Here is a 19,224-nt window from a genome sequence, read left to right on the forward strand (position 1 = left end):
TAACAGTAGCGTAGGCAAAGTCCGCCGCAGGCATCGCACAATTTTTTATCCTTCAACATCCCACCCAAAAAACAGCAAAGCCAGCAGACAAAGTAAAAAATTGCGTAATTACTCTATCTCACTGGCTACATCTCATTGTGGTTTTGGCGATTTATTTTTCTGGCGGTAAATCTACACTGTAAATAGTCTTCCCTACCAAGTTACGCAATGTTACCGTCATCACTTTTGTATTTCCATCAATTTTAACTCCTCCAAAGAATTGCAAACCTTCACTTGGTGGTCGATTTGCTTTTGTACCTGGAGGAAGGCTTTGAAATACTAGTTGTGGCCCAAAAGTATTTTCTAATTCGTTTGGCCCAAATGTGCCAGAGTTAAGCGGCCCAGCAACGAACTCCCAAAAAGGCTTAAAGTCGGTAAACTGTGCTTTAGCGGGGTTGTAATAGTGGGCTGCTGCATAATGTACATCAGCAGTTAACCAAACAACATTCTGGATATTCTTGTTTTTGATAAATCGTAGTAAATCGGCAAGTTCTAATTCTCTTCCTAAAGCTGGGCCATTTCCATTAGCCCAAGCTTCAAAATCAGTGCTACCGTCTTTAACTATCAGTCCTAAAGGCATATCACTAGCAATCACTTTCCATGTTGCTTTTGATGACAGCAATTGCCTTTTCAACCATTGCACTTGGGTTTTGCTCAAAAAGTCTGTTTTTTTACTTGGTAATGGCTGATTATTGGGGGAATTTGGCCCCCGGTAGGTGCGCTCATCCAGCATGAAAATGTCTAATAATGGCCCATAGTTGAAAGAGCGATAAATTTTCGCTTTCTCTGGATTATTGCTTTCATATCCAATAGGCAGATATTCTAAAAATGCTTGTCTTGCCCTTTCGGCTAGTAAGTTAACATCCTTAACTGTATAACGGTCATCGTTGAGGATAATTTGCCCAGGATACCAATTGTTTCTGGTTTCGTGGTCGTCCCACTGTGCCAATATTGGAACTTCAGCATTGAAACGCTTGATATTTTTATCCAGCAAATTGTAGATATAGTTACCACGATATTCTGTGAGAGTTTCTGCTACTTTGGATTTTTCTGGTGTAGTGATGTTTTTCCAAATAGTGCCGTCGTCTAGAGTTACTTCTGATTGGATGGGGCCATCAGCATAAATATTATCGCCCGAATGGATGAAAAAATCGGGATGAAGTTGGCGCATAGTTTCGTAAATTTTCATCCCACCAAAATCAGGATTAATACCCCATCCCTGACCAGCAGTATCGCCACCCCAAACAAAGAATATATCTCGCCCAGATTTGGGGGGAGTTCGGAAAGTACCATAAAAAGGAGCGCTGCAAGTCCTTTGATAATCTAAATCTTGGAAAATCACCCGATAAAATAATTTTTGGTCTGCTGGTAGATTCTTCAGATAAAGTCGGGCTGTAAAGTCGCTATCTTTTAAGGCATTAGGCCCCACAACTCGCTGCACATTGCGAAAAGACTCACTCGTAGAATATTCTACGATCATTTTGGCAGGGCGATCGCTCCGACTCCAAATCACGATGCTATCGTTAGATATATCTCCGCTAGCTACACCATAAGGTATGCCAGGACGCATTTTATCAGAGGTGATAATTGCAGGTGCTTCGCCAAAAACTGGTGATTTAGCGACAAAATTTGTCGAAATAATCCCGCCAGCAGTGATAGCTGAACGTAGCAAAAACTGACGCCGATTTAGCTTCAATGGGTGATGAGATTCCATATTAAATAACAGCAACCTTAAACTAAAGGATTACAGGATAAGTGTTTACCACACGTTGTTATGTCAACAAGTAAAGATTGAGTTATCTAAGGGTTAATAAAATATATTTAGTTTGATGCAACCAGAATGGTAGTGTTGATTTAAGAATTTCTGTGAGCAAATTTATCCATGACCGAACAGAAAAGGATACAGAGCAACTAAATTTATTTATGAGTTTGTTAATTTTTAATTTTTAATTTTTAATTTTGAATTCGGAGCGAAGCGACGTGACTGCTGTCTTTCTAGAAAATGTCTACAAGTTTTACAACAATGTACCTGTAGTCAATGACCTGTCATTCCAAATTGAAGCGGGAGAGATATTTGCTCTACTTGGCCCGAACGGTGCGGGTAAATCAACCACAATTCGGATGCTGACTACACTCACGAAACCGTCCCAAGGACGTATAGAAGTAGGTGGATATGATGTGATGCGCCAAGCAACGTTGGCAAAACAGAGTATTGGCGTTGTCTTGCAACAAGTCAGTGTAGATAACGATTTAACCGTCTGGGAAAATATGGAATTGCACGGGAGACTACATCACATTAGTAACCCGCAGCGACAAAAATTGATTAATCAATGGCTAGAGTATGTTGAGCTAGCAGAAAAACGTGATGATTTGGTAAAAACCCTGTCTGGGGGTATGAAACGACGGTTGCAAATTGCGAGAGCTTTATTGCATCAACCGCAAATTTTGTTTTTAGATGAACCAACGGTAGGACTAGACCCCCAGACTAGGCGACGCCTCTGGGAAATTATTCGAGATTTAAATAAACAAGGGATGACGATGCTACTGACGACCCATTATATGGATGAGGTCGAATTTTTATGCGATGCGTTTGGTTCTACCAAGCCAGGACGCATCGGTATTATGGATAGCGGTAAGCTGATTTCTTTGGGAACTTTACAACAGCTGCGTTCTGCTCACGGTGAAGGTTTGGTGATGAAACAATTAGGTGTGTCTAATGTGGGAAATGATAGCGCTCGTAATTGGGAATATCTGTTTTTCCCATCCTTGGAAGCAGCAAATATCTATTTGAATGAACAGCCCGATAAAACCGGAATGATGGTGCGTCCCTCTAATCTGGAAGATATTTTTGTGGAATTAACGGGACGCCAGTTAGATTAACCTCATCCTCCTAACTGCCGCAGCATGGCTTCTACCCTTTCTACGCCATCTGAGTCATTGCGTCGTTTGTACAAGTCACGGGCTTTTTGAAGCAAGCTGTTTGCTTGTTTGGCTTGGCGTCGCTGTTTATACATCGAACCCATCAACTCATAAGTCTGGGCGTTGTTTTTATCCAAGTCGATTGCTTGTTGGTATGCCCAGGTAGCAGCATTATAGTCTCCCATACGCGATTGGGTTACAGCCAATCCTAAATAGGCGTTGACGTTGTTACGGTTTAGCTGTATTGCACGACGATAACCTTCCTTTGCCCCACGCGTGTCGCCCAAATTGGCTTTGATGTAACCCACAGCGTAGTAAAAATCACTATTATTAGGGTTGATTCCGATCGCTTTACGATAAGCTGCTAATGCTGCCTGGTAATTTCCCTGTTGAGCGTATAAATACCCAATACCTGAATGGATTTTAGCATTCTTCGGATCTAAACTAGCTGCTTGCTGATAAACAGCGATCGCACCACCATAATCTCCAGCATTCACTAACCTCCGTCCTTCCTCCAGTAATTGCTTTAACTCTGGGTTTTTAGCTTGCGCCACTAATACCTGAGCCTGAGCTACTGAAGGTACGGTGAAAGTAAAACATCCTAGTAACACCACACTAAACACGAATGATGTTGGCTTGTACACAGTAAATTTCCTGAAATTTTAGAGGACTTTTTTCTTGTACATTAAAACAAAAATATGGACTTTTGAAAACTGTATTTCTTCGTATTGATTCAGATGTTAATAGTTCATTTTCTTTTATTTTACATTTAGCACTACATAACAGAGTTTTTACTGAAGGATGAAGTGTCAACGAGCCAAGGCAGGTGAAGATACCCTACATATAAACCAGTAATATAGCAAAACTACACATTTTTTAATCAGTAGTTCTACGTGTTACCTAAAAAAACTCAACAGGAATCTGACTTAATCCTAGATTCTGATACAGCAAGCTTATAGGTTTTGACATTTATTCCTATTTTTATTTCATCTCAGAGTTTGCTGACTCTGTATCCAATTTTCTGACATTTTTAATTTTTGATACTACCCTTTGAGAAGTTATCATCCAGGCATTTACATCCTTTTTTGGTCATTCAAAGATAAGATAAATTTAAACTGTAAAATGTTGCATTAATCTGTTTAAGACAAGACTAACCCCAAAGTGCAATCTAATATTGTATGAGAGGATGTTTGTCAAACCTGTATTCTGTAATAATAGTTACAATTATTCAAGTGTTTACCAAAATACTTTAATAATAAATATTAAGATATATCCTATATAGGAGGTTAATTTATGATTATAACTACTACTGATGTCATTCAAGGAGCCGTGATTGAATCATATTTAGGCATTGTGACAGCAGAAGTCGTCTACGGCAGCAATTTCTTACGAGATTTTTTGGCTGGGATTCGAGATATTATCGGTGGACGCACTGGTAGCTATGAGCGTCTGTTTGAGCAGGGTCAACGCAAGGCACTAGAAGAATTAGAACAACGCGCACAACGTTTGGGAGCAAATGCTGTAATTGGGATTGAAATTGATACTGGCACAATAAATATTGACCAGTCAGGAGTGCTTTTGCTGATTACTGCCACAGGCACTGCTGTGAGGATGCGTTAGTTTTTGATGATTTTTACTTTTGACATTCATTACACAGCTTTAATTAGATTAAGGCTAATGGTATACATCTTTAAAGCTGGTTTCTGATAGCTAGCTAATAGTTATATCTTAAGTTAAGAGTTTTTAGATGGAAATTTTAGGAAAACTACATAAATAAACACTAAATTATATTAAAAATTGTTAAACAAAGTTTGTTTTTTTCTGGCTAAAGATAGACGTATTAAATCTTTCTATCGATAGAGATTAAAACAGAACATTTAGTTATTTAATTTGAAGCATAAAGATGAATATACCCGAGCAGAAACTTTGCTGAAACAGCACTGGAGAAAATAAGCGATGTCATACGTAAATCGGACAGGAAATGACGTTATATCTACTGATCCTGTGGTAGCAGGTCGAGTAGCTGAATATCACGACCGTGTTCGCTGGGGGCCAATTATTGCTGGTTTGTTGGTTTCTTTGGCTACACAATTAATTTTAAGTGCGATAATTGGTGCGTTTGCGGCAGGTGCAGTTGAAAGTTCAGGTGCGCCTAGAACAATTGCTCCTAACGCTGCGGGTAATGCCGGGCTTTGGTCAACTATCGCTCTACTAATTTCCCTGTTTACTGGTGGTTGGGTTACAACCCGTGCTTGTGGGCCGATGAACCGCAATACAGCTCTTCTCAACGGCGCAATTCTTTGGGCAACGACTTTGGCAGTTAGCTCATGGCTATTAGCAAGTGGAGTATCTGGTGCTTTTGGTGTTGCTGCTTCTAACGCTGGGGAAGTCATAAACCAGGTACAACAGCAAGGTGGTGTTAATGTACCACAAGCAAACGTAACTGCCCAACAAGCTCGTGATGCAGCAGCTAATTTACGTTCGGGATTGTGGTGGTTTGTGTTTGGTTCTTTGTTGGGTTTAATAGCCTCAATGATTGGAGCTGTAACTGGCGCTCGTAGTCCTCGGACTAACACTTACAATGCTTAAATAATTATTTGAAAATTCAAATGTTATTTATTTTTCAACAAAAGCACCTTTTTCAAGGTGTTTTTTGTTTATTATTTCAAGTTGGCTTTTCTAGTGCCCGATTAATTCTTATATTGTCAAATTACTTTTTATTGATACCTTTAGTTCTATATTCGAAGTTAAGTATCAGTATCGAATGTTTCTTTCCAAAGAGTCATGAATATCGAATATTTGATAGCTAATTTAATCAGGTCAATAAATCGTGAATATCGCGCTTTTAAAAAACAGAAATAAATGTTTTTTAGAAGCGCGATATTTTTATGGTTATTTTTTCTAAGTAAATGCAACAAAAATTTTACTATGGCAGATTACCATTTCAGATATGAACCTTCAATTCCCTGCTCGCGACGAATTTTACCATCTTTTTCAAACCAGGCAATTACTTGCTGCGCTGTCAAATCTTCAATAGCAACACCGTACTCTTGGGCAATATGCTTCAAAAGCTTCAGTGATGAAATTGTCAATCTTGTTAAAAACTTTTCTGGGGAAGACAACAACGCCGCATCTACTTTTGCTGATTCTTCCAGGGTTAAAAATTGTGTTGATGGTTGCTGTGGTGATACATCCATAAATGAAAAAATGAAATGCTATCTCAAAATTAGTTGGGTATTAGTTATTAAAAAAATGACAAATACTTCGACTTCGCTCAGTACAAGTGACAAATGACAAAGGACTAATGACTAATGACTAATGACGAATTTGTACTAAATAGCCACAACGATGTTGACCATCAATAATCCAGTGGGTGCGTTCTACGATACAATCTGGTAATACGGCAGCAAACATTTCTAATTCGTGGCCGCAGATACTAGGAAAAGATTCGGCAACGTTAGAAATAGCGCAGTTATGCTCCATTAAGATAAAGCGATCGCACTCAAAGGAGTCACTCACATCAACAGGGTGATACTCCGCCATGAAGCCTTCCGCTTTTCTCAACTCGACTAAGTTGGCTACCCGTTCTCGCAGCGAACCATTACCGACGCGATCGCGGTATTCTTTGGCTTTACGCTGCCACTGTTTCTCTAAAATCGATTTAAATTGGTCGTGTCCTACCGTTTCGGCTAAGGTGTCTAGCAGCGAAACCGCAAAATTTCCGTGGCCATCACCAAAGCGATCGCTCATTGTGCGGTGCAAGCGATCGCGTCCCTGACGACTCAGTTGATAAAGATGCTGCGGACGCCCCATCCCCGCCGCCTGCACTGATGTTGAATACAAAACTAGCTCCTCCGTCTCCAAATCTTTGAGATGGCGACGAATAGCTTGAGGGGTAACGTCTAAAACTTCAGCTAGCTCCAAAGCCGTTGCTTTTTCGTGTTTGTGCAGATACTCTAGGATATCTTGCTTGGTTGAGGACTGGTGGGTAGTCGCCATCTTCATGTGGTGCGAGACGTTCAGCGAACGCCCCAAAAATTAATTTCTTTGAAAATTTGACCGTGCCGATTTTGGATTTTGAGTCGCACCTTTGGTGCGCTTACAGCGCAACTTGGATTTTGGATTAAAAAAGTTTTCTGGTATATAGCCCGCTACGCGATCGTCAATCTAAAATCCTTGAGCCAAGCACCTTTGTGGTCTCTTTCAATCCCAAATTGCAAATCTAAAATCCAAAATTGTTTGACTTTGACAACATTGTTGTTGTTAATTTAGCGTAAAATGAAGATAGATTAAACAACATAGCTGTTGTTTTACTCTCCACCACTATTCTAGCAGCCGTGTAACCATTCCGTAACGGTAGATGGGAATCGGCTAAAGAAACCCGTCTCCCATCCTTATAGAGAGATTCAAGTTCCGAACACGAGAGATTATTACTGATGAGTGCCACTGTCAAAACCTTAGTCAACCAACCCTACAAGTACGGCTTTGTCACCGATATTGAGGCCGACACTATTCCGCGTGGACTAGACGAGGACGTTATCCGCTTGATCTCCTCTAAGAAGAACGAGCCGCAGTTCATGCTGGACTTTCGCCTCAGAGCTTATCGCCAGTGGCAAAAAATGACGGAACCAACTTGGCCGAATGTCAAGTATCCGCCAATAAATTATCAGGATATTATTTATTACTCAGCGCCGAAACGCAAGAAAGAAAAGCTCAACAGTTTGGATGAAGTCGATCCAACTCTTTTAGAAACTTTCGAGAAGTTAGGCATTTCCCTATCTGAACAGAAACGGCTGGCAAATGTCGCCGTTGATGCAATTTTCGATAGCGTTTCTGTTGCCACTACATTTAAAGAAAAGCTAGCGGAAGATGGCGTTATTTTTTGCTCGATTTCGGAAGCGTTGCAAGAACACCCAGAATTGATCCAAAAATACTTGGGTAGCGTTGTTCCTGTAGCTGACAACTACTTTGCCGCTTTGAATGCCGCCGTATTTAGCGATGGTTCTTTTGTCTATATTCCTAAAGGCGTAAAATGTCCGATGGAACTGTCTACCTACTTCCGCATCAACTCTGGTGACACGGGACAATTTGAGCGGACTTTGATTGTCGCCGAAGAAGGTAGTTATGTTTCTTACCTTGAAGGTTGCACCGCACCAATGTATGACAGCAACCAGTTACACGCCGCCGTTGTGGAACTCGTTGCTCTGGATAACGCGGAAATTAAATATTCCACCGTGCAAAATTGGTACGCTGGCGATGCTAACGGTAAAGGCGGTATTTACAACTTTGTCACCAAACGCGGTTTGTGTCAGGGCGTTAATTCCAAGATTTCCTGGACTCAAGTAGAAACAGGTTCGGCAATTACTTGGAAATATCCTAGCTGTGTTTTGGTGGGTGATAACTCTGTGGGTGAGTTTTACTCGGTGGCGCTGACAAATAATATGCAGCAAGCTGATACGGGTACAAAGATGATTCACGTAGGTAAAAATACCCGCAGTACAATTATTTCTAAAGGAATCTCCGCAGGTAATTCTAGTAATAGCTATCGGGGTTTAGTGAAAGTTAATCCGACGGCTAAAGGCGCGAGAAATTATTCCCAGTGCGACTCGATGCTGATTGGGGATAATGCTCATGCCAATACTTTCCCTTATATCCAGGTGCAAAATAATACTGGTAAGGTGGAGCATGAAGCTTCTACTTCTAAGATTGGGGAAGATCAATTATTTTACTTTGCTCAACGGGGCATTTCAGCAGAAGATGCGATTTCGATGATGGTTAGCGGCTTCTGTAAGGATGTTTTTAATCAGCTACCGATGGAGTTTGCTGTGGAAGCTGATAAGTTGTTGAGTTTGAAGTTGGAAGGCAGTGTTGGATAAATGGAAGCAAGGATAAACACAGAACGCCGATGTCTCTGTGTTTATCTTTTGGAAGAATGACGTAGACGCAAAGCGGCTTGCCGCAGGCTACCACGAAGAGAGAAGGGAGAGAAAATGATTATTGAAAATAGTGAAGTTGTGCTGTCAGTACGGAATCTGACGGCTAATGTTGATGGGACACCGATTCTTAAGGGTGTGAATCTGGAGGTGCGATCGGGTGAAATTCATGCGATCATGGGGCCGAATGGTTCTGGTAAGAGTACCTTTTCTAAGGTGTTGGCTGGGCATCCGGCGTATGAGGTGACTGGCGGTGAAGTGATTTTCCAGGGGCAAAATTTGTTGGAGTTGGAGCCGGAGGAACGCGCCAGAAGTGGTGTATTTTTGGCGTTTCAGTATCCGTTAGAAATTCCGGGTGTGAGCAATTTGGATTTCTTGCGGGTGGCGTACAATTCCCGTCGGAAGGCGCAAGGTTTAGAGGAAATAGACGCTTTTGATTTTGACGATTTGATTGAGGAAAAGCTGGATGTGGTGAAGATGAATGCCAGTTTTCTCAGTCGGAGTTTGAATGAAGGGTTTTCTGGTGGTGAGAAGAAGCGGAACGAAATTCTGCAAATGGCGCTGCTGGAACCAAAGTTAGGAATTTTGGATGAAACTGATTCGGGTTTGGATATTGACGCGCTCAGAATTGTGGCGAATGGGGTAAATCAACTGGCAAGTCCAGACAATTCGACAATTTTAATTACTCACTATCAGCGATTACTTGATTATATTGTGCCTGATTTTGTCCATGTGATGTCGCAGGGGCAGATTATTACGAGTGGTGGTAAGGAACTGGCGTTGGAATTAGAGTCTCGCGGTTATGACTGGGTGCTGGAAGAATTTGCAGCTGCTGAGGTGGGTGTGTAATGAGTATTCAAGTATCTCCTAGTCCTATTCCTAATTCCAATGTAGTTAGTTTGACATCGATGTTAGATAGAGATGATTATCTGACTGGGTTGTTAAATCAAGTAACGGCAACTAAAACAGAAGGTTGGTTGCAGGAATTACGCCAAAGTGCTGCAAATTGGGTACGTCACTCGACTATCCCGACTACCCGCGAGGAAGAATGGCGGTTTACTGATTTGTCGTCTTTGCGAAAGGTGCAATTTAATCTAGAGGCGGGAAATTTTGCGTCTTTGCAATTTGATATTTTGCCAGAGGCGGCTAATAGTCGTTTGGTATTTGTGAATGGCGTTTTTGCGCCGGAGTTATCCGCAGTTTCAGATTTACCATCTGGGATTGTAGTGAGTAATTTGGCTGGTTTGTCTGCGGTTGAGCAGGAGGGTGTACAGCAGTATTTAGCTCAAGCTGAGGGAGCGCAAGAAATTTTTACTGCTCTCAATACGGCTGGAATAACTGATGCAGCTGTGGTGTGGGTGAAGAAGAATGTGGTAGTTGAAACGCCAATTCATTTGGTGTTTATTTCAGTTGCGGGGGAGACGGCGACGATTTCGCAGCCACATTGTCTAGTGGTGGCGGAAAGTGGTTCGCAGGTGACGTTGGTTGAAGAGTATGGGGTAGGCAAGATGCCTACCCCACAAGAGGGGGGAGTATATTTCACCAATGCGGTTACGGAAGTTTGGGTGGGTGACAATGCCCAAGTGAGTCATACAAGGGTTGAGCAAGAAGGTGCAGAGGCTTTTCATATTGGGAAAACTGCGATCGCACAAGCTCGTCATAGCCGATATACTTGTCATGCCATAACTTTAGGTGCGAAGTTGTCACGGCACAATTTAGAAATTTTGCAAACTGGTGAGCAGACACAAACTACTCTCAATGGTTTGACGATAATTTCTGGTAAGCAGTTAGCGGATACTCACAGTGCGATCGCACTCAACTATCCCCACGGTACAAGTGACCAATTGCATAAATGTATTGTAGGCGATCGCGCTCATGCGGTGTTCAATGGTAAAGTTTTTGTACCCAAACCAGCGCAGTTAACAAATGCAGCCCAGTTGAATCGCAATTTACTACTATCATCGAAAGCCAGAGTTGATACCAAACCCCAATTAGAAATTACTGCCGATAATGTCAAATGCGCTCACGGTGCTACCGTTAGCCAATTGGAAGATGACGAAATATTCTATCTGCAAAGTCGGGGAATCGATGAAAACGATGCTCGGAAGTTGTTAATTAACGCCTTCGCCGCCGAAATCATCAACCAAATACCCGTTCCCTCTCTCAGGGAAATATTACTAAACACAGTCAATAGTCTCAAGTCTCTAACTAATGACTAATGACTAATGACTAATGACTAATAACTAATCTACCAATGACTTTTACTCCTACCAAAACCCTTGCTGATAAAGTTCGCGCTGATTTCCCGATATTGCATCAGGAAGTCAACGAGAAACCCCTGGTTTACCTCGATAATGCTGCGACATCACAAAAGCCTTTGTTGGTATTAAATACCCTACGTGATTATTACGAGCAATATAATGCTAACGTGCATCGAGGTGCCCATTCCCTGAGCGCTAAAGCTACTGATGCTTATGAAGGTGCGCGAGATAAAGTTGCCAAATTCATCAATGCTGCATCCCGTCAGGAAATCGTCTACACCCGCAACGCAAGTGAGGCGATTAACCTAGTCGCTTATAGCTGGGGAATGAATAATTTGCAGCCTGGGGATGAAATTATTCTGTCGGTGATGGAACACCACAGTAATATTGTGCCTTGGCAATTGGTGGCACAAAAAACGGGTGCAGTACTGAAATTTGTAGAATTAACACCAGAAGAGACTTTTGATTTGTCACAGTTTAAAAAACTGATTTCTGAAAAAACTAAGTTGGTGTCGGTGGTGCATATTTCTAATACTTTGGGTTGCATTAATCCAGTGGAAGAAATTGCTGCGATCGCTCACCAATACGGTGCTAAATTCTTAGTTGATGCTTGCCAAAGTGTTCCCCACTACCCTATTGATGTGCAACAAATAGATTGTGATTGGTTGGTAGCTTCTGGTCATAAAATGTGCGCTCCAACTGGGATAGGATTTCTGTATGGCAAGTTGGAATTGTTAGAATCAATGCCACCATTTTTTGGCGGTGGCGAGATGATTGCAGAGGTGTATTTAGACCATTCTACTTATGCAGAATTACCGCATAAATTTGAAGCTGGTACGCCTGCAATTGGAGAAGCGATCGCACTTGGGGCTGCAATCGATTATCTTAGCAGTATCGGTATGGATAAAATCCACGCCTACGAAGCAGAATTAACAGCTTATTTGTTTCAACAATTAGAACAAATTCCCCAAATTAAAATTTACGGCCCCAAACCAAATGCTAAAGGGGAAGGGAGAGCCGCTCTTGCGTCGTTCACAGCCGGAGAAGTTCACGCCAACGACTTATCTACATTATTAGATCAAGAAGGCGTTGCTATCCGTTCTGGACACCACTGTACTCAACCATTACACCGTTATTTAGGTCTTGCTGCAACCGCACGAGCAAGTCTATCTTTCTACAACACCCGTGAGGAAATTGATATTTTCATCAAAGCCCTGAAAGAAACTCTCGATTTTTTTACAGGTTTACTTGCTTAAAGTTACAAAATATTCCGATAGTGATTGTGCCAAATATCAGCAACATATCTTGCTAATAGTTGGCACAATTTAATTATCTGGATTATTTACAGGAGCAACTAAAGTGTCATACAGTGACTTTACTTTAGACAGAGTTAGAAAAACCTTTGGCTTAACTATTTCTGATAAGATTGATATATTTCCATCTGTACCTGAAGTAGAGTGTCCACCATTACTTGCAGAACTATTGCGGGAAAATGTACCTTTAGCTCTTGCTAGTAATACCGAAAAATCCCGTTCAGAGATGATTATTGCACCTATTTTAATAGCTGTAAGGAAATATTTAAATAATCAAATAAGTTTATTTTCTGGTATTGACTTTACTGTTGATTCAGCACAAGGTTTAAATGGAAATTGCGATTTTATTATTAGCCGTTCACCAGAGTTACTAATTCTGAATGCACCAGTTGTCACAATTGTAGAAGCTAAAAAAGAAAATATCAATGCAGGATTAGGTCAGTGTGTAGCAGAGATGTTAGCAGCTAAATTGTTTAATGAACGTGAGGATAATAACATTCAGGCAATTTATGGAACTGTCACCACTGGAACTAACTGGAAGTTTTTGAAGCTCATCGGGCAAGTGATTGAAATTGACTTGAGCGAGTATTATATTAATGACATAGGTAAAATTATCGGGATTTTATCTCATATTCTGACAGAAGAAGTATTGTAATATGCTTATCAAGTCAACGCCTGCGGAACAAAGAACAGTCTTACACAACGTTAGCTGGGAAACCTTTGAAGCCTTGCTGAGAGATACAGGTGAAGATAGAGGTTCTCGCTTTGCTTACGACTGTGGCACTTTAGAAATCATGACTCCACTTTTTGAACACGAAAATCCTAAAATTCAGTTTGACCGATTTATTTTAGTCTTAGCTGAAGAATTAGGAATTGAAATTATCAGTGCTGGTTCTACAACATTGAAACGAAGAATTGCAAAGCGGGGAATAGAACCAGATACTTGTTACTATATCCAGAACGAACCTGCTATTAGAGGTAAGGTAAAGCTAAATTTAGAAAATGATCCGCCGCCTGACTTAACAATTGAGATTGACATTACCAGCAGTTCAGTTAACAAATTGGGGATTTATTCAGCATTGGGTGTAACTGAACTTTGGAGATATGATGGGCAAAATTTAAAGTTTTATCAGTTGGTAGAGGGGCAATATGTTGAGTGTAAGTTTAGTATTGCTTTTCCTATAGTTTCAGTGAGTGAGATAAGCATATTTATTGAGCAGAGTAAAAGTATGGGGGAAATTGCTTTGCTTAAATTATTTCGTGCTTGGGTCAGGAAAAAGATAAACTAATTTTAATTGCTTAGTTGATATCTAATATTTTGGTAAGTGTTCGTTAGGGGTGATTTTACAATAGTATCTCTAAAGCGAATTATTTTTAGGTATGGCTAATTTGATTGTATTTGAACCTTTGTTATATTAACTTATAGTTTAAATAAAATAGCTTTATGGCTCCAAACTGGATTTTTGATAGCAATCTAAAACCATTAATTGAAATTTTAGCTATGTTTTGTGGCTGCAAAATAGAGCAAGATGATTTAGATACAATCTATTCTGAAGTCAAAAAAACCGATTACGAGAAAGATGTTTGGTTCAAGTATGAATATAGTGAAGGACTAGAGTTGAAAGTTGCACAGGATCTAGGCTCATCTGTAATTTTTGTGGATGTGTTGGCTAATGAGGGCTTGGAGGCGAAGGTCGCTGTAGCAATAGAAATTTTACAGATATACCGTTTAATATAGATAATAAATTTGGATAACATTTGCTGAAAGACAAGCTATTAGTTCATCAAAGCGATCGCACCCGACAAAATCAACTCAAAGAATCTGGATCTATCCCCAACCTCCGCAACTCTTGTGCCAGTCTTCGAGTGCGTTGTTCAGCACTGATTCCTTGTTTGTCATACCAATACAACCAATCCTGCGTAATTCCCTGATAGGTTCCCCGTTCATAAACAATTGCTAAACCTATCTCTGATCAACCAAATAAAATTTCCTGGTTGCAATACATATTCACCATTTACAAAGCGATAACCTTCTAAAGGTAGTTTTCTCCGACGTTGGGGATTGTAAACAACATAATATAAAACCTCTATATCCTCTTAGTCTCTCGATTTTCACAACTCATTTAGGATTGCTATAGTTAGAAAAACTTTTAGCTTAACAGAGTAAAAGATAATATCGGCAAAAATGTTAATTGCTGAGTTGGGATGTGCAATAAGACACCAGGGGTCTTTCTTGAAAATTGCTGTAACTGTGGCTATGGCATTCACGGCATTTATACCATAACTCATAAAAAAATCTACCGTACCCTCATCAACAATTGAGTACCACTGAGAACCCAGAGACCACTCGTTTCGATAGTTACATCTAAACTGTAGTCTTTGTAAATACCAGTGGCGTAGGCGCAGCCCGCACAACTTTTAAAGATGCTCTTGCTAGCTTGCTTCCACCAAGTGGTACGGCAAGCTCAGTGACCATCTTAGACATCGTTTGGTAAAATTTACCATGTTCTGCTTGTGCTATCTAGTTTGTACTAAAGTTAACTTTATTCAACCGAGAATTGTTAGTTGACAGTTGGTTGCTGTTAGTACAAACAGCAATAACACTGCTATTAATTCAGCTAGAAGCGTATTGCATAAAACTATGGCGAGTAAGGCGATGAATTGTTGTTGATGAGGACGATAACAGATTCATAAAACAGTATGATGCTCTCTCCTATTTGCCGTTGTAGCTGAATCTAAATGTACATTCTAGAATCAACTTTTGATTCACCAAGGAATAGGGCTGAATTTCTAATGCACGTTGAAAAGCTCGGATAGCTTGACTATACTCTCCTATTGCTGCATAGCATAAGCCCATACCATGAAGCGCCCCAAAATGTATTGGATTTATCTGTACAACCATCTGACAATCAGCCAGAGATTTTTGATAATCGCCAATACTGTAATAGAGGAAAGCTCGACGATTCCAAGCTTCGGCAAAATCTGGCTGGTCTTTAATTAATGCCGTCAGCGCTGTTTCAGCTTCAGCAATTTCACCTGCATCCAGTAACTTTTGACTGCGGTCAATTATTTCCAGCCCATAGATTCCCTTTTGCTGAAACCAGATCCGCCAGATTTTTCTGGTTGCCTTATCGCGCACTGTGGCATCCGGGTTTTTCAACTCTTCAAGTAAGGAATTGATAAATAAAGAATCCATGAATTTGAGATCAGTGAATATACCTTTGTATTAACTTTCTCACAAAATACATCGATTAAATCATTTTTCAACTCATCTTTAAATTAACTTTGATTAATCGTCAATTATGAAATTTATGTGTGATTTATTGTCTTCAACAATATGACTAATACCATACTAGATATTTAGAATCATAAAAATAAAAACTGACTAAGGTAGCTAGCAGCTCTCTTTGGCGACATCAATATACTAGAACTGCAATATGCAGTTAGACAAAGGTTGTTTGCAGGTAGATGGCAAGATTATGAAACCAGGCGGTAATTTGGTTATTACCAAAGCCGCAGTTGAGCCAGTTTGGTATTTACCAGGAATTACTAAGCGCTATGACATTACACAATCACAGTTGCTTTGCCCGTAAAGAATGTGATGAGCTTCTAAAAATTAATGCCGAATATGTTGTATTAGTTTTTCACAAATTATCTTAGTAGCTAATATACTCTTTAATAGAACCTAAATTTATCTGCTTACTAGCTGCACCGGAAGGTATAGAGAGTCTTGTGATATACATTACATTCCGATGTAATATTATATGCCTCTATCAGTGATGACCATTTGGATAAACATGGCTAATTAAGTACTGGGTTATGAGATACAGGCATGGTGGGCTACACCTAAGCTTATGTAACACAAAATAAGCTGATTAGCTCAATCGAATGACGCTCAAATCCAGTTATTAACCTAACACTGCACAAATCGTAAGTTAACAAATTTTACTTCATTAAATATGGCAATATTTTTAAATAAATACATACTAAATACATCACATTGATACAGTAACTTTATATAAAATGGTGATTATTTTTCTTATTTATTCCATAATCATCTATTATAATGTTGGATAATTTAATTAATTTCTCGATTAAAACAATAAATATTACATAGTAGGTACTAATGATACAACCGACTATCGCACAATTAGAAACAGAAATATCAAAGCAAATCATCAAATTATATAATGAAAAATTAGGAAAGTCTCCTAGCCAAATCATTTGTCATTTTTTTGATACTGAAATCGTAATTTCTATAGAAAACTCGGTTACTCAAGCTGAACAAACTTTACTGAAAGGAGGTTATGATACTTTAGCTGAACAAGTACGATTATATTTAGAAAAAATAATTAAACCAGATTTAAAAAATTTGATTGAAGAAATTATTGGTCAACCTGTCATTTACCTGATGACAAACACAAATTTAAGAACAGGTCGTACTGGGATTGTTGTAATTCTCAAAGAATTACCCGAACTTGGTAATCCCGAACCTATTCCCAAGATAAATATTAGGAATTTAGCTGACTGATGTGGCGACTGATTACCACTTCTAATTGATTAAAATCATAGGGTTTAGTAATGCAATCATCAAATGCTGTGAGCATTGTGAAGCGCTCGTCTTGTACCGTTGTTATCGGTGTGACTGCAATGATTGGAATGGTAGCAGTTTTTGAGTCATCTTTAAGATTGTCAATGACTCGGTTCGCACTCAAATTAGATAGCTTCATATCTAGCAGAATTAAATCTGGTTGATGAGTTTGTGCCAACATCACAGCTCTCACCCCTTGTTTGGTACAAATACATGAAAAATTTAATATTCCTAAATGAGAATTAAGTAGCTCTAAATCATGTAAACTCTGTTCTACAACCAAAATTAAAGGTTGTTCATTCATAAGCACTTAATCCTGTCCAATAAAAGCTATTCATCAAAACTCCACCCATCAGGAAAATCTGAAAGTCTTTGTTTATAGCAAGTGTTTAATTGAATGTACCAATAACCAACTAAAGCATAAAAATCAATAGCTTAATATATGGTTCATTCGGTTGTCCATCAGTGCTAATTAGGAAATAACATCCTAAAGCAGTCATAACATCAAGCACATATTAGCATAACTGATGTATGTGATTACAAGGATTGACCATAAGAGCTGATTCGGAAAGAAAATCTGAAGGGTACTCAACTCATTGCTAGGTCTGAGTTTCAGCGAATAAGTGCTGTATTGACTGAAATTACTGAAACCCTTATTAAACAAGTACTTTACTTGAGTTTACAAATTAGCTCTAAAGATCGGTATTTTAACTCTGTTTTGTCACTCTTGGAAAACAATAATCGAAGCAAGATTTTGAAACTTTGATTGAGTCAACCTTTGAGCCTCAAATTAATTAAGTATATTTAACCATCAAGTAACTGACGTGCATAAGTGATCGCCTCTGTTGGAGTTGAAAGTTTCCCCTCAGCTTGTGCTACGCCAATTTCAGTTAGCAGTTGACCGATAATTGGCGAAGCTGGAATATCTAATGTTGTAATCAACTCCTTCCCACTTACTAAGGGAGTGGGATGAGCGATCGCATCATCAGGGTTAAGGTAGCGGTCGATCAAAGGTGCTAAGATTTGGTAGCTCATTGCTTTAGTTTCCACTGCTGTCTGTAGTGGCTTGTCACCAGATATTGCCTCTAGCAAATTATTAATTGCTACAGTTAGCACTGCCGTAGTCGGGAACACAATATCTGCATCATGAAACAAAAAGTATTGTTCTCGCAACGACATATTAACGACTTGAAATTGCGGTAACAGTTTCAAAGCAGTAGTTACACCTCGGATTTCGGCACGACTATAAGTTAGTTCCTGTAGTTCTATTTCTGCTAATTCTGGATCTGGGTTGACGAGACAAGCAAGTTTGGCAATACCTAGCCAAGTAGTTTTAATACTATCGCGGACATATTCTTGCAGTTGTACGCCTAGTTGTTGCCAATTTTCTGTGAGTAAGGCGGCAGCTGTGTCAACTGCTGCTAGTTTGAGCAAGCTTTCACGGGTGGCATTTTTGAAGAAAAGGGCAAGTAAACCATCTTCCCAAGCCATCGCAATCCAAGGAGTACCTTGAGAATTTGCCAATAGATAGCCAATTTCTACCCTAACTCTTTCGGCTGCAACTTTGCTAAGATGTGATGCCAAAGAACGAATTGTGGCTTGGGTAGCTGGCTCAATAGTAAAACCTAGTTGGGCAGCTTGGCGATAACCTCGCATTAACCGCAAAGGATCATCTTCTAGGTTTGCAGGTGATACCATTCGCAAAATGCCCTGTTGTAAGTCTAGATAACCTTGCAGAGGATCGATAATTTCTTGCGTATGAGGATTATAAGCGATCGCATTTACCGTAAAGTCTCGTCTGTGCAAATCAACTTCTAAACTATTTCCTTCCTGTTGGGCAAAGTCAGCTGTAGCGTGGGGAAAAACCACACGCGCAATTTGTCGTTCGGCATCGAGTAACACAAAACCAGCTTTGTAATGATGAGCGATCGCTCTCGCTACCTTTACCGCTTGAGATGGTATAACAAAATCTAGATCCAGATATTCGCGAGTTCTACCCAGGATCGCATCTCGGACAGCACCACCTACCATGTAAGCGGGTTGTGGCAAGAATTCCAAGCTAAAAGGCCAATTTTCGGGAGCGAGGGTAGAAGGAATTGATTCGTGCATTGTAATAAAAATCAACCCAGCAACTCATGAATAACAGTTGGGCTTAAGTTAGATTAACA

General features: G+C 39.9%; 19 protein-coding genes and 1 pseudogene. 12 read left to right on the forward strand and 8 right to left on the reverse strand.

The window, feature by feature from the left end; genetic code table 11:
* Nucleotides 1–151 precede the first annotated feature (151 nt).
* Nucleotides 152–1,753: an alkaline phosphatase gene (locus tag RM368_RS03800; protein WP_322692817.1), complete on the reverse strand. Its 1,602-nt coding sequence runs from the start codon at nucleotides 1,751–1,753 to the stop codon at nucleotides 152–154.
* 266 nt (nucleotides 1,754–2,019) lie between these two features.
* Between RM368_RS03800 and RM368_RS03805 the strand changes: the two genes are divergently transcribed.
* Nucleotides 2,020–2,919: an ABC transporter ATP-binding protein gene (locus RM368_RS03805; protein WP_322692818.1), complete on the forward strand. Its 900-nt coding sequence runs from the start codon at nucleotides 2,020–2,022 to the stop codon at nucleotides 2,917–2,919.
* Nucleotides 2,920–2,921: 2 nt separating this feature from the next.
* Here the strand turns inward: RM368_RS03805 and RM368_RS03810 are convergent, their stop codons facing one another.
* Nucleotides 2,922–3,602, reverse strand: a complete 681-nt coding sequence (locus RM368_RS03810) for a tetratricopeptide repeat protein (protein WP_322692819.1) — start codon at nucleotides 3,600–3,602, stop codon at nucleotides 2,922–2,924.
* 649 nt (nucleotides 3,603–4,251) lie between these two features.
* On the opposite strand from RM368_RS03810, the gene RM368_RS03815 reads away from it, so the two are divergent.
* The gene (locus tag RM368_RS03815; RefSeq protein ID WP_196528493.1) at nucleotides 4,252–4,578 is read left to right on the forward strand and encodes a YbjQ family protein; all 327 of its coding nucleotides are present in this window, start codon (nucleotides 4,252–4,254) and stop codon (nucleotides 4,576–4,578) included.
* A 336-nt stretch (nucleotides 4,579–4,914) separates the two neighbouring features.
* Nucleotides 4,915–5,547 carry a hypothetical protein gene (locus tag RM368_RS03820; RefSeq protein WP_322692820.1) on the forward strand — a complete coding sequence of 211 codons (633 nt, stop codon included), beginning with the start codon at nucleotides 4,915–4,917 and terminating at the stop codon, nucleotides 5,545–5,547.
* 347 nt (nucleotides 5,548–5,894) lie between these two features.
* Here the strand turns inward: RM368_RS03820 and RM368_RS03825 are convergent, their stop codons facing one another.
* Nucleotides 5,895–6,155: a hypothetical protein gene (locus RM368_RS03825; RefSeq protein WP_322672636.1), complete on the reverse strand. Its 261-nt coding sequence runs from the start codon at nucleotides 6,153–6,155 to the stop codon at nucleotides 5,895–5,897.
* 118 nt (nucleotides 6,156–6,273) lie between these two features.
* A complete protein-coding gene (gene sufR, locus RM368_RS03830) occupies nucleotides 6,274–6,957 on the reverse strand; it encodes an iron-sulfur cluster biosynthesis transcriptional regulator SufR (protein WP_322692821.1) in 684 nt (227 codons plus the stop codon).
* A gap of 437 nt (nucleotides 6,958–7,394) precedes the next feature.
* Between sufR and sufB the strand changes: the two genes are divergently transcribed.
* The 7 genes from sufB (at nucleotide 7,395) to RM368_RS03865 (ending at nucleotide 14,203) form a co-directional block, all read left to right on the forward strand.
* Nucleotides 7,395–8,834, forward strand: a complete 1,440-nt coding sequence (sufB, locus tag RM368_RS03835; protein ID WP_322652385.1) for a Fe-S cluster assembly protein SufB — start codon at nucleotides 7,395–7,397, stop codon at nucleotides 8,832–8,834.
* Between the two features lie 114 nt (nucleotides 8,835–8,948).
* Nucleotides 8,949–9,740: a Fe-S cluster assembly ATPase SufC gene (gene sufC / locus RM368_RS03840; RefSeq protein WP_322692822.1), complete on the forward strand. Its 792-nt coding sequence runs from the start codon at nucleotides 8,949–8,951 to the stop codon at nucleotides 9,738–9,740.
* Entirely contained in the window at nucleotides 9,740–11,110 is a 1,371-nt protein-coding gene (sufD, locus tag RM368_RS03845; RefSeq protein ID WP_322692823.1) for a Fe-S cluster assembly protein SufD, read from the forward strand. The genes sufC and sufD overlap by 1 nt, the downstream gene beginning before the upstream one ends.
* Before the next feature lie 35 nt (nucleotides 11,111–11,145).
* Nucleotides 11,146–12,408: a cysteine desulfurase gene (locus RM368_RS03850; protein WP_322692824.1), complete on the forward strand. Its 1,263-nt coding sequence runs from the start codon at nucleotides 11,146–11,148 to the stop codon at nucleotides 12,406–12,408.
* 103 nt (nucleotides 12,409–12,511) lie between these two features.
* Nucleotides 12,512–13,120 (forward strand): hypothetical protein, encoded by a 609-nt coding sequence (locus RM368_RS03855; RefSeq protein WP_322692825.1) that lies wholly within the window; start codon nucleotides 12,512–12,514, stop codon nucleotides 13,118–13,120.
* 1 nt (nucleotide 13,121) lies between these two features.
* Complete coding sequence (locus RM368_RS03860) at nucleotides 13,122–13,754, forward strand: Uma2 family endonuclease (RefSeq protein ID WP_322692826.1); 633 nt, start codon at nucleotides 13,122–13,124, stop codon at nucleotides 13,752–13,754.
* 155 nt (nucleotides 13,755–13,909) lie between these two features.
* Entirely contained in the window at nucleotides 13,910–14,203 is a 294-nt protein-coding gene (locus tag RM368_RS03865) for a hypothetical protein (protein ID WP_322692827.1), read from the forward strand.
* A 70-nt stretch (nucleotides 14,204–14,273) separates the two neighbouring features.
* On the opposite strand, the pseudogene RM368_RS03870 reads toward RM368_RS03865, so the two are convergent.
* Nucleotides 14,274–14,559 (reverse strand): annotated as a pseudogene (locus RM368_RS03870) (hypothetical protein); the annotation flags it as partial.
* Between the two features lie 619 nt (nucleotides 14,560–15,178).
* Entirely contained in the window at nucleotides 15,179–15,661 is a 483-nt protein-coding gene (locus tag RM368_RS03875) for a tetratricopeptide repeat protein (RefSeq protein ID WP_322692828.1), read from the reverse strand.
* A gap of 241 nt (nucleotides 15,662–15,902) precedes the next feature.
* Here RM368_RS03875 and RM368_RS03880 point away from each other — a divergent pair, with 241 nt between their 5' ends.
* Nucleotides 15,903–16,058 (forward strand): hypothetical protein, encoded by a 156-nt coding sequence (locus RM368_RS03880; protein WP_416212210.1) that lies wholly within the window; start codon nucleotides 15,903–15,905, stop codon nucleotides 16,056–16,058.
* A gap of 533 nt (nucleotides 16,059–16,591) precedes the next feature.
* On the forward strand, nucleotides 16,592–16,996 hold the full coding sequence (locus tag RM368_RS03885) for a DUF2294 domain-containing protein (RefSeq protein ID WP_322692829.1): 405 nt from the start codon (nucleotides 16,592–16,594) through the stop codon (nucleotides 16,994–16,996).
* Here RM368_RS03885 and RM368_RS03890 read toward each other — a convergent pair.
* Together RM368_RS03890 and RM368_RS03895 are read right to left on the reverse strand one after the other, a co-directional pair.
* Nucleotides 16,977–17,360: a response regulator gene (locus RM368_RS03890; RefSeq protein WP_322692830.1), complete on the reverse strand. Its 384-nt coding sequence runs from the start codon at nucleotides 17,358–17,360 to the stop codon at nucleotides 16,977–16,979. The genes RM368_RS03885 and RM368_RS03890 overlap by 20 nt on opposite strands.
* 500 nt (nucleotides 17,361–17,860) lie before the next feature.
* A complete protein-coding gene (locus tag RM368_RS03895) occupies nucleotides 17,861–19,165 on the reverse strand; it encodes a CCA tRNA nucleotidyltransferase (protein WP_322692831.1) in 1,305 nt (434 codons plus the stop codon).
* Nucleotides 19,166–19,224: the final 59 nt, after the last annotated feature.

The sequence above is a fragment of the Nostoc sp. DedSLP03 genome (assembly GCF_034530815.1).
GTDB lineage: Bacteria > Cyanobacteriota > Cyanobacteriia > Cyanobacteriales > Nostocaceae > Nostoc.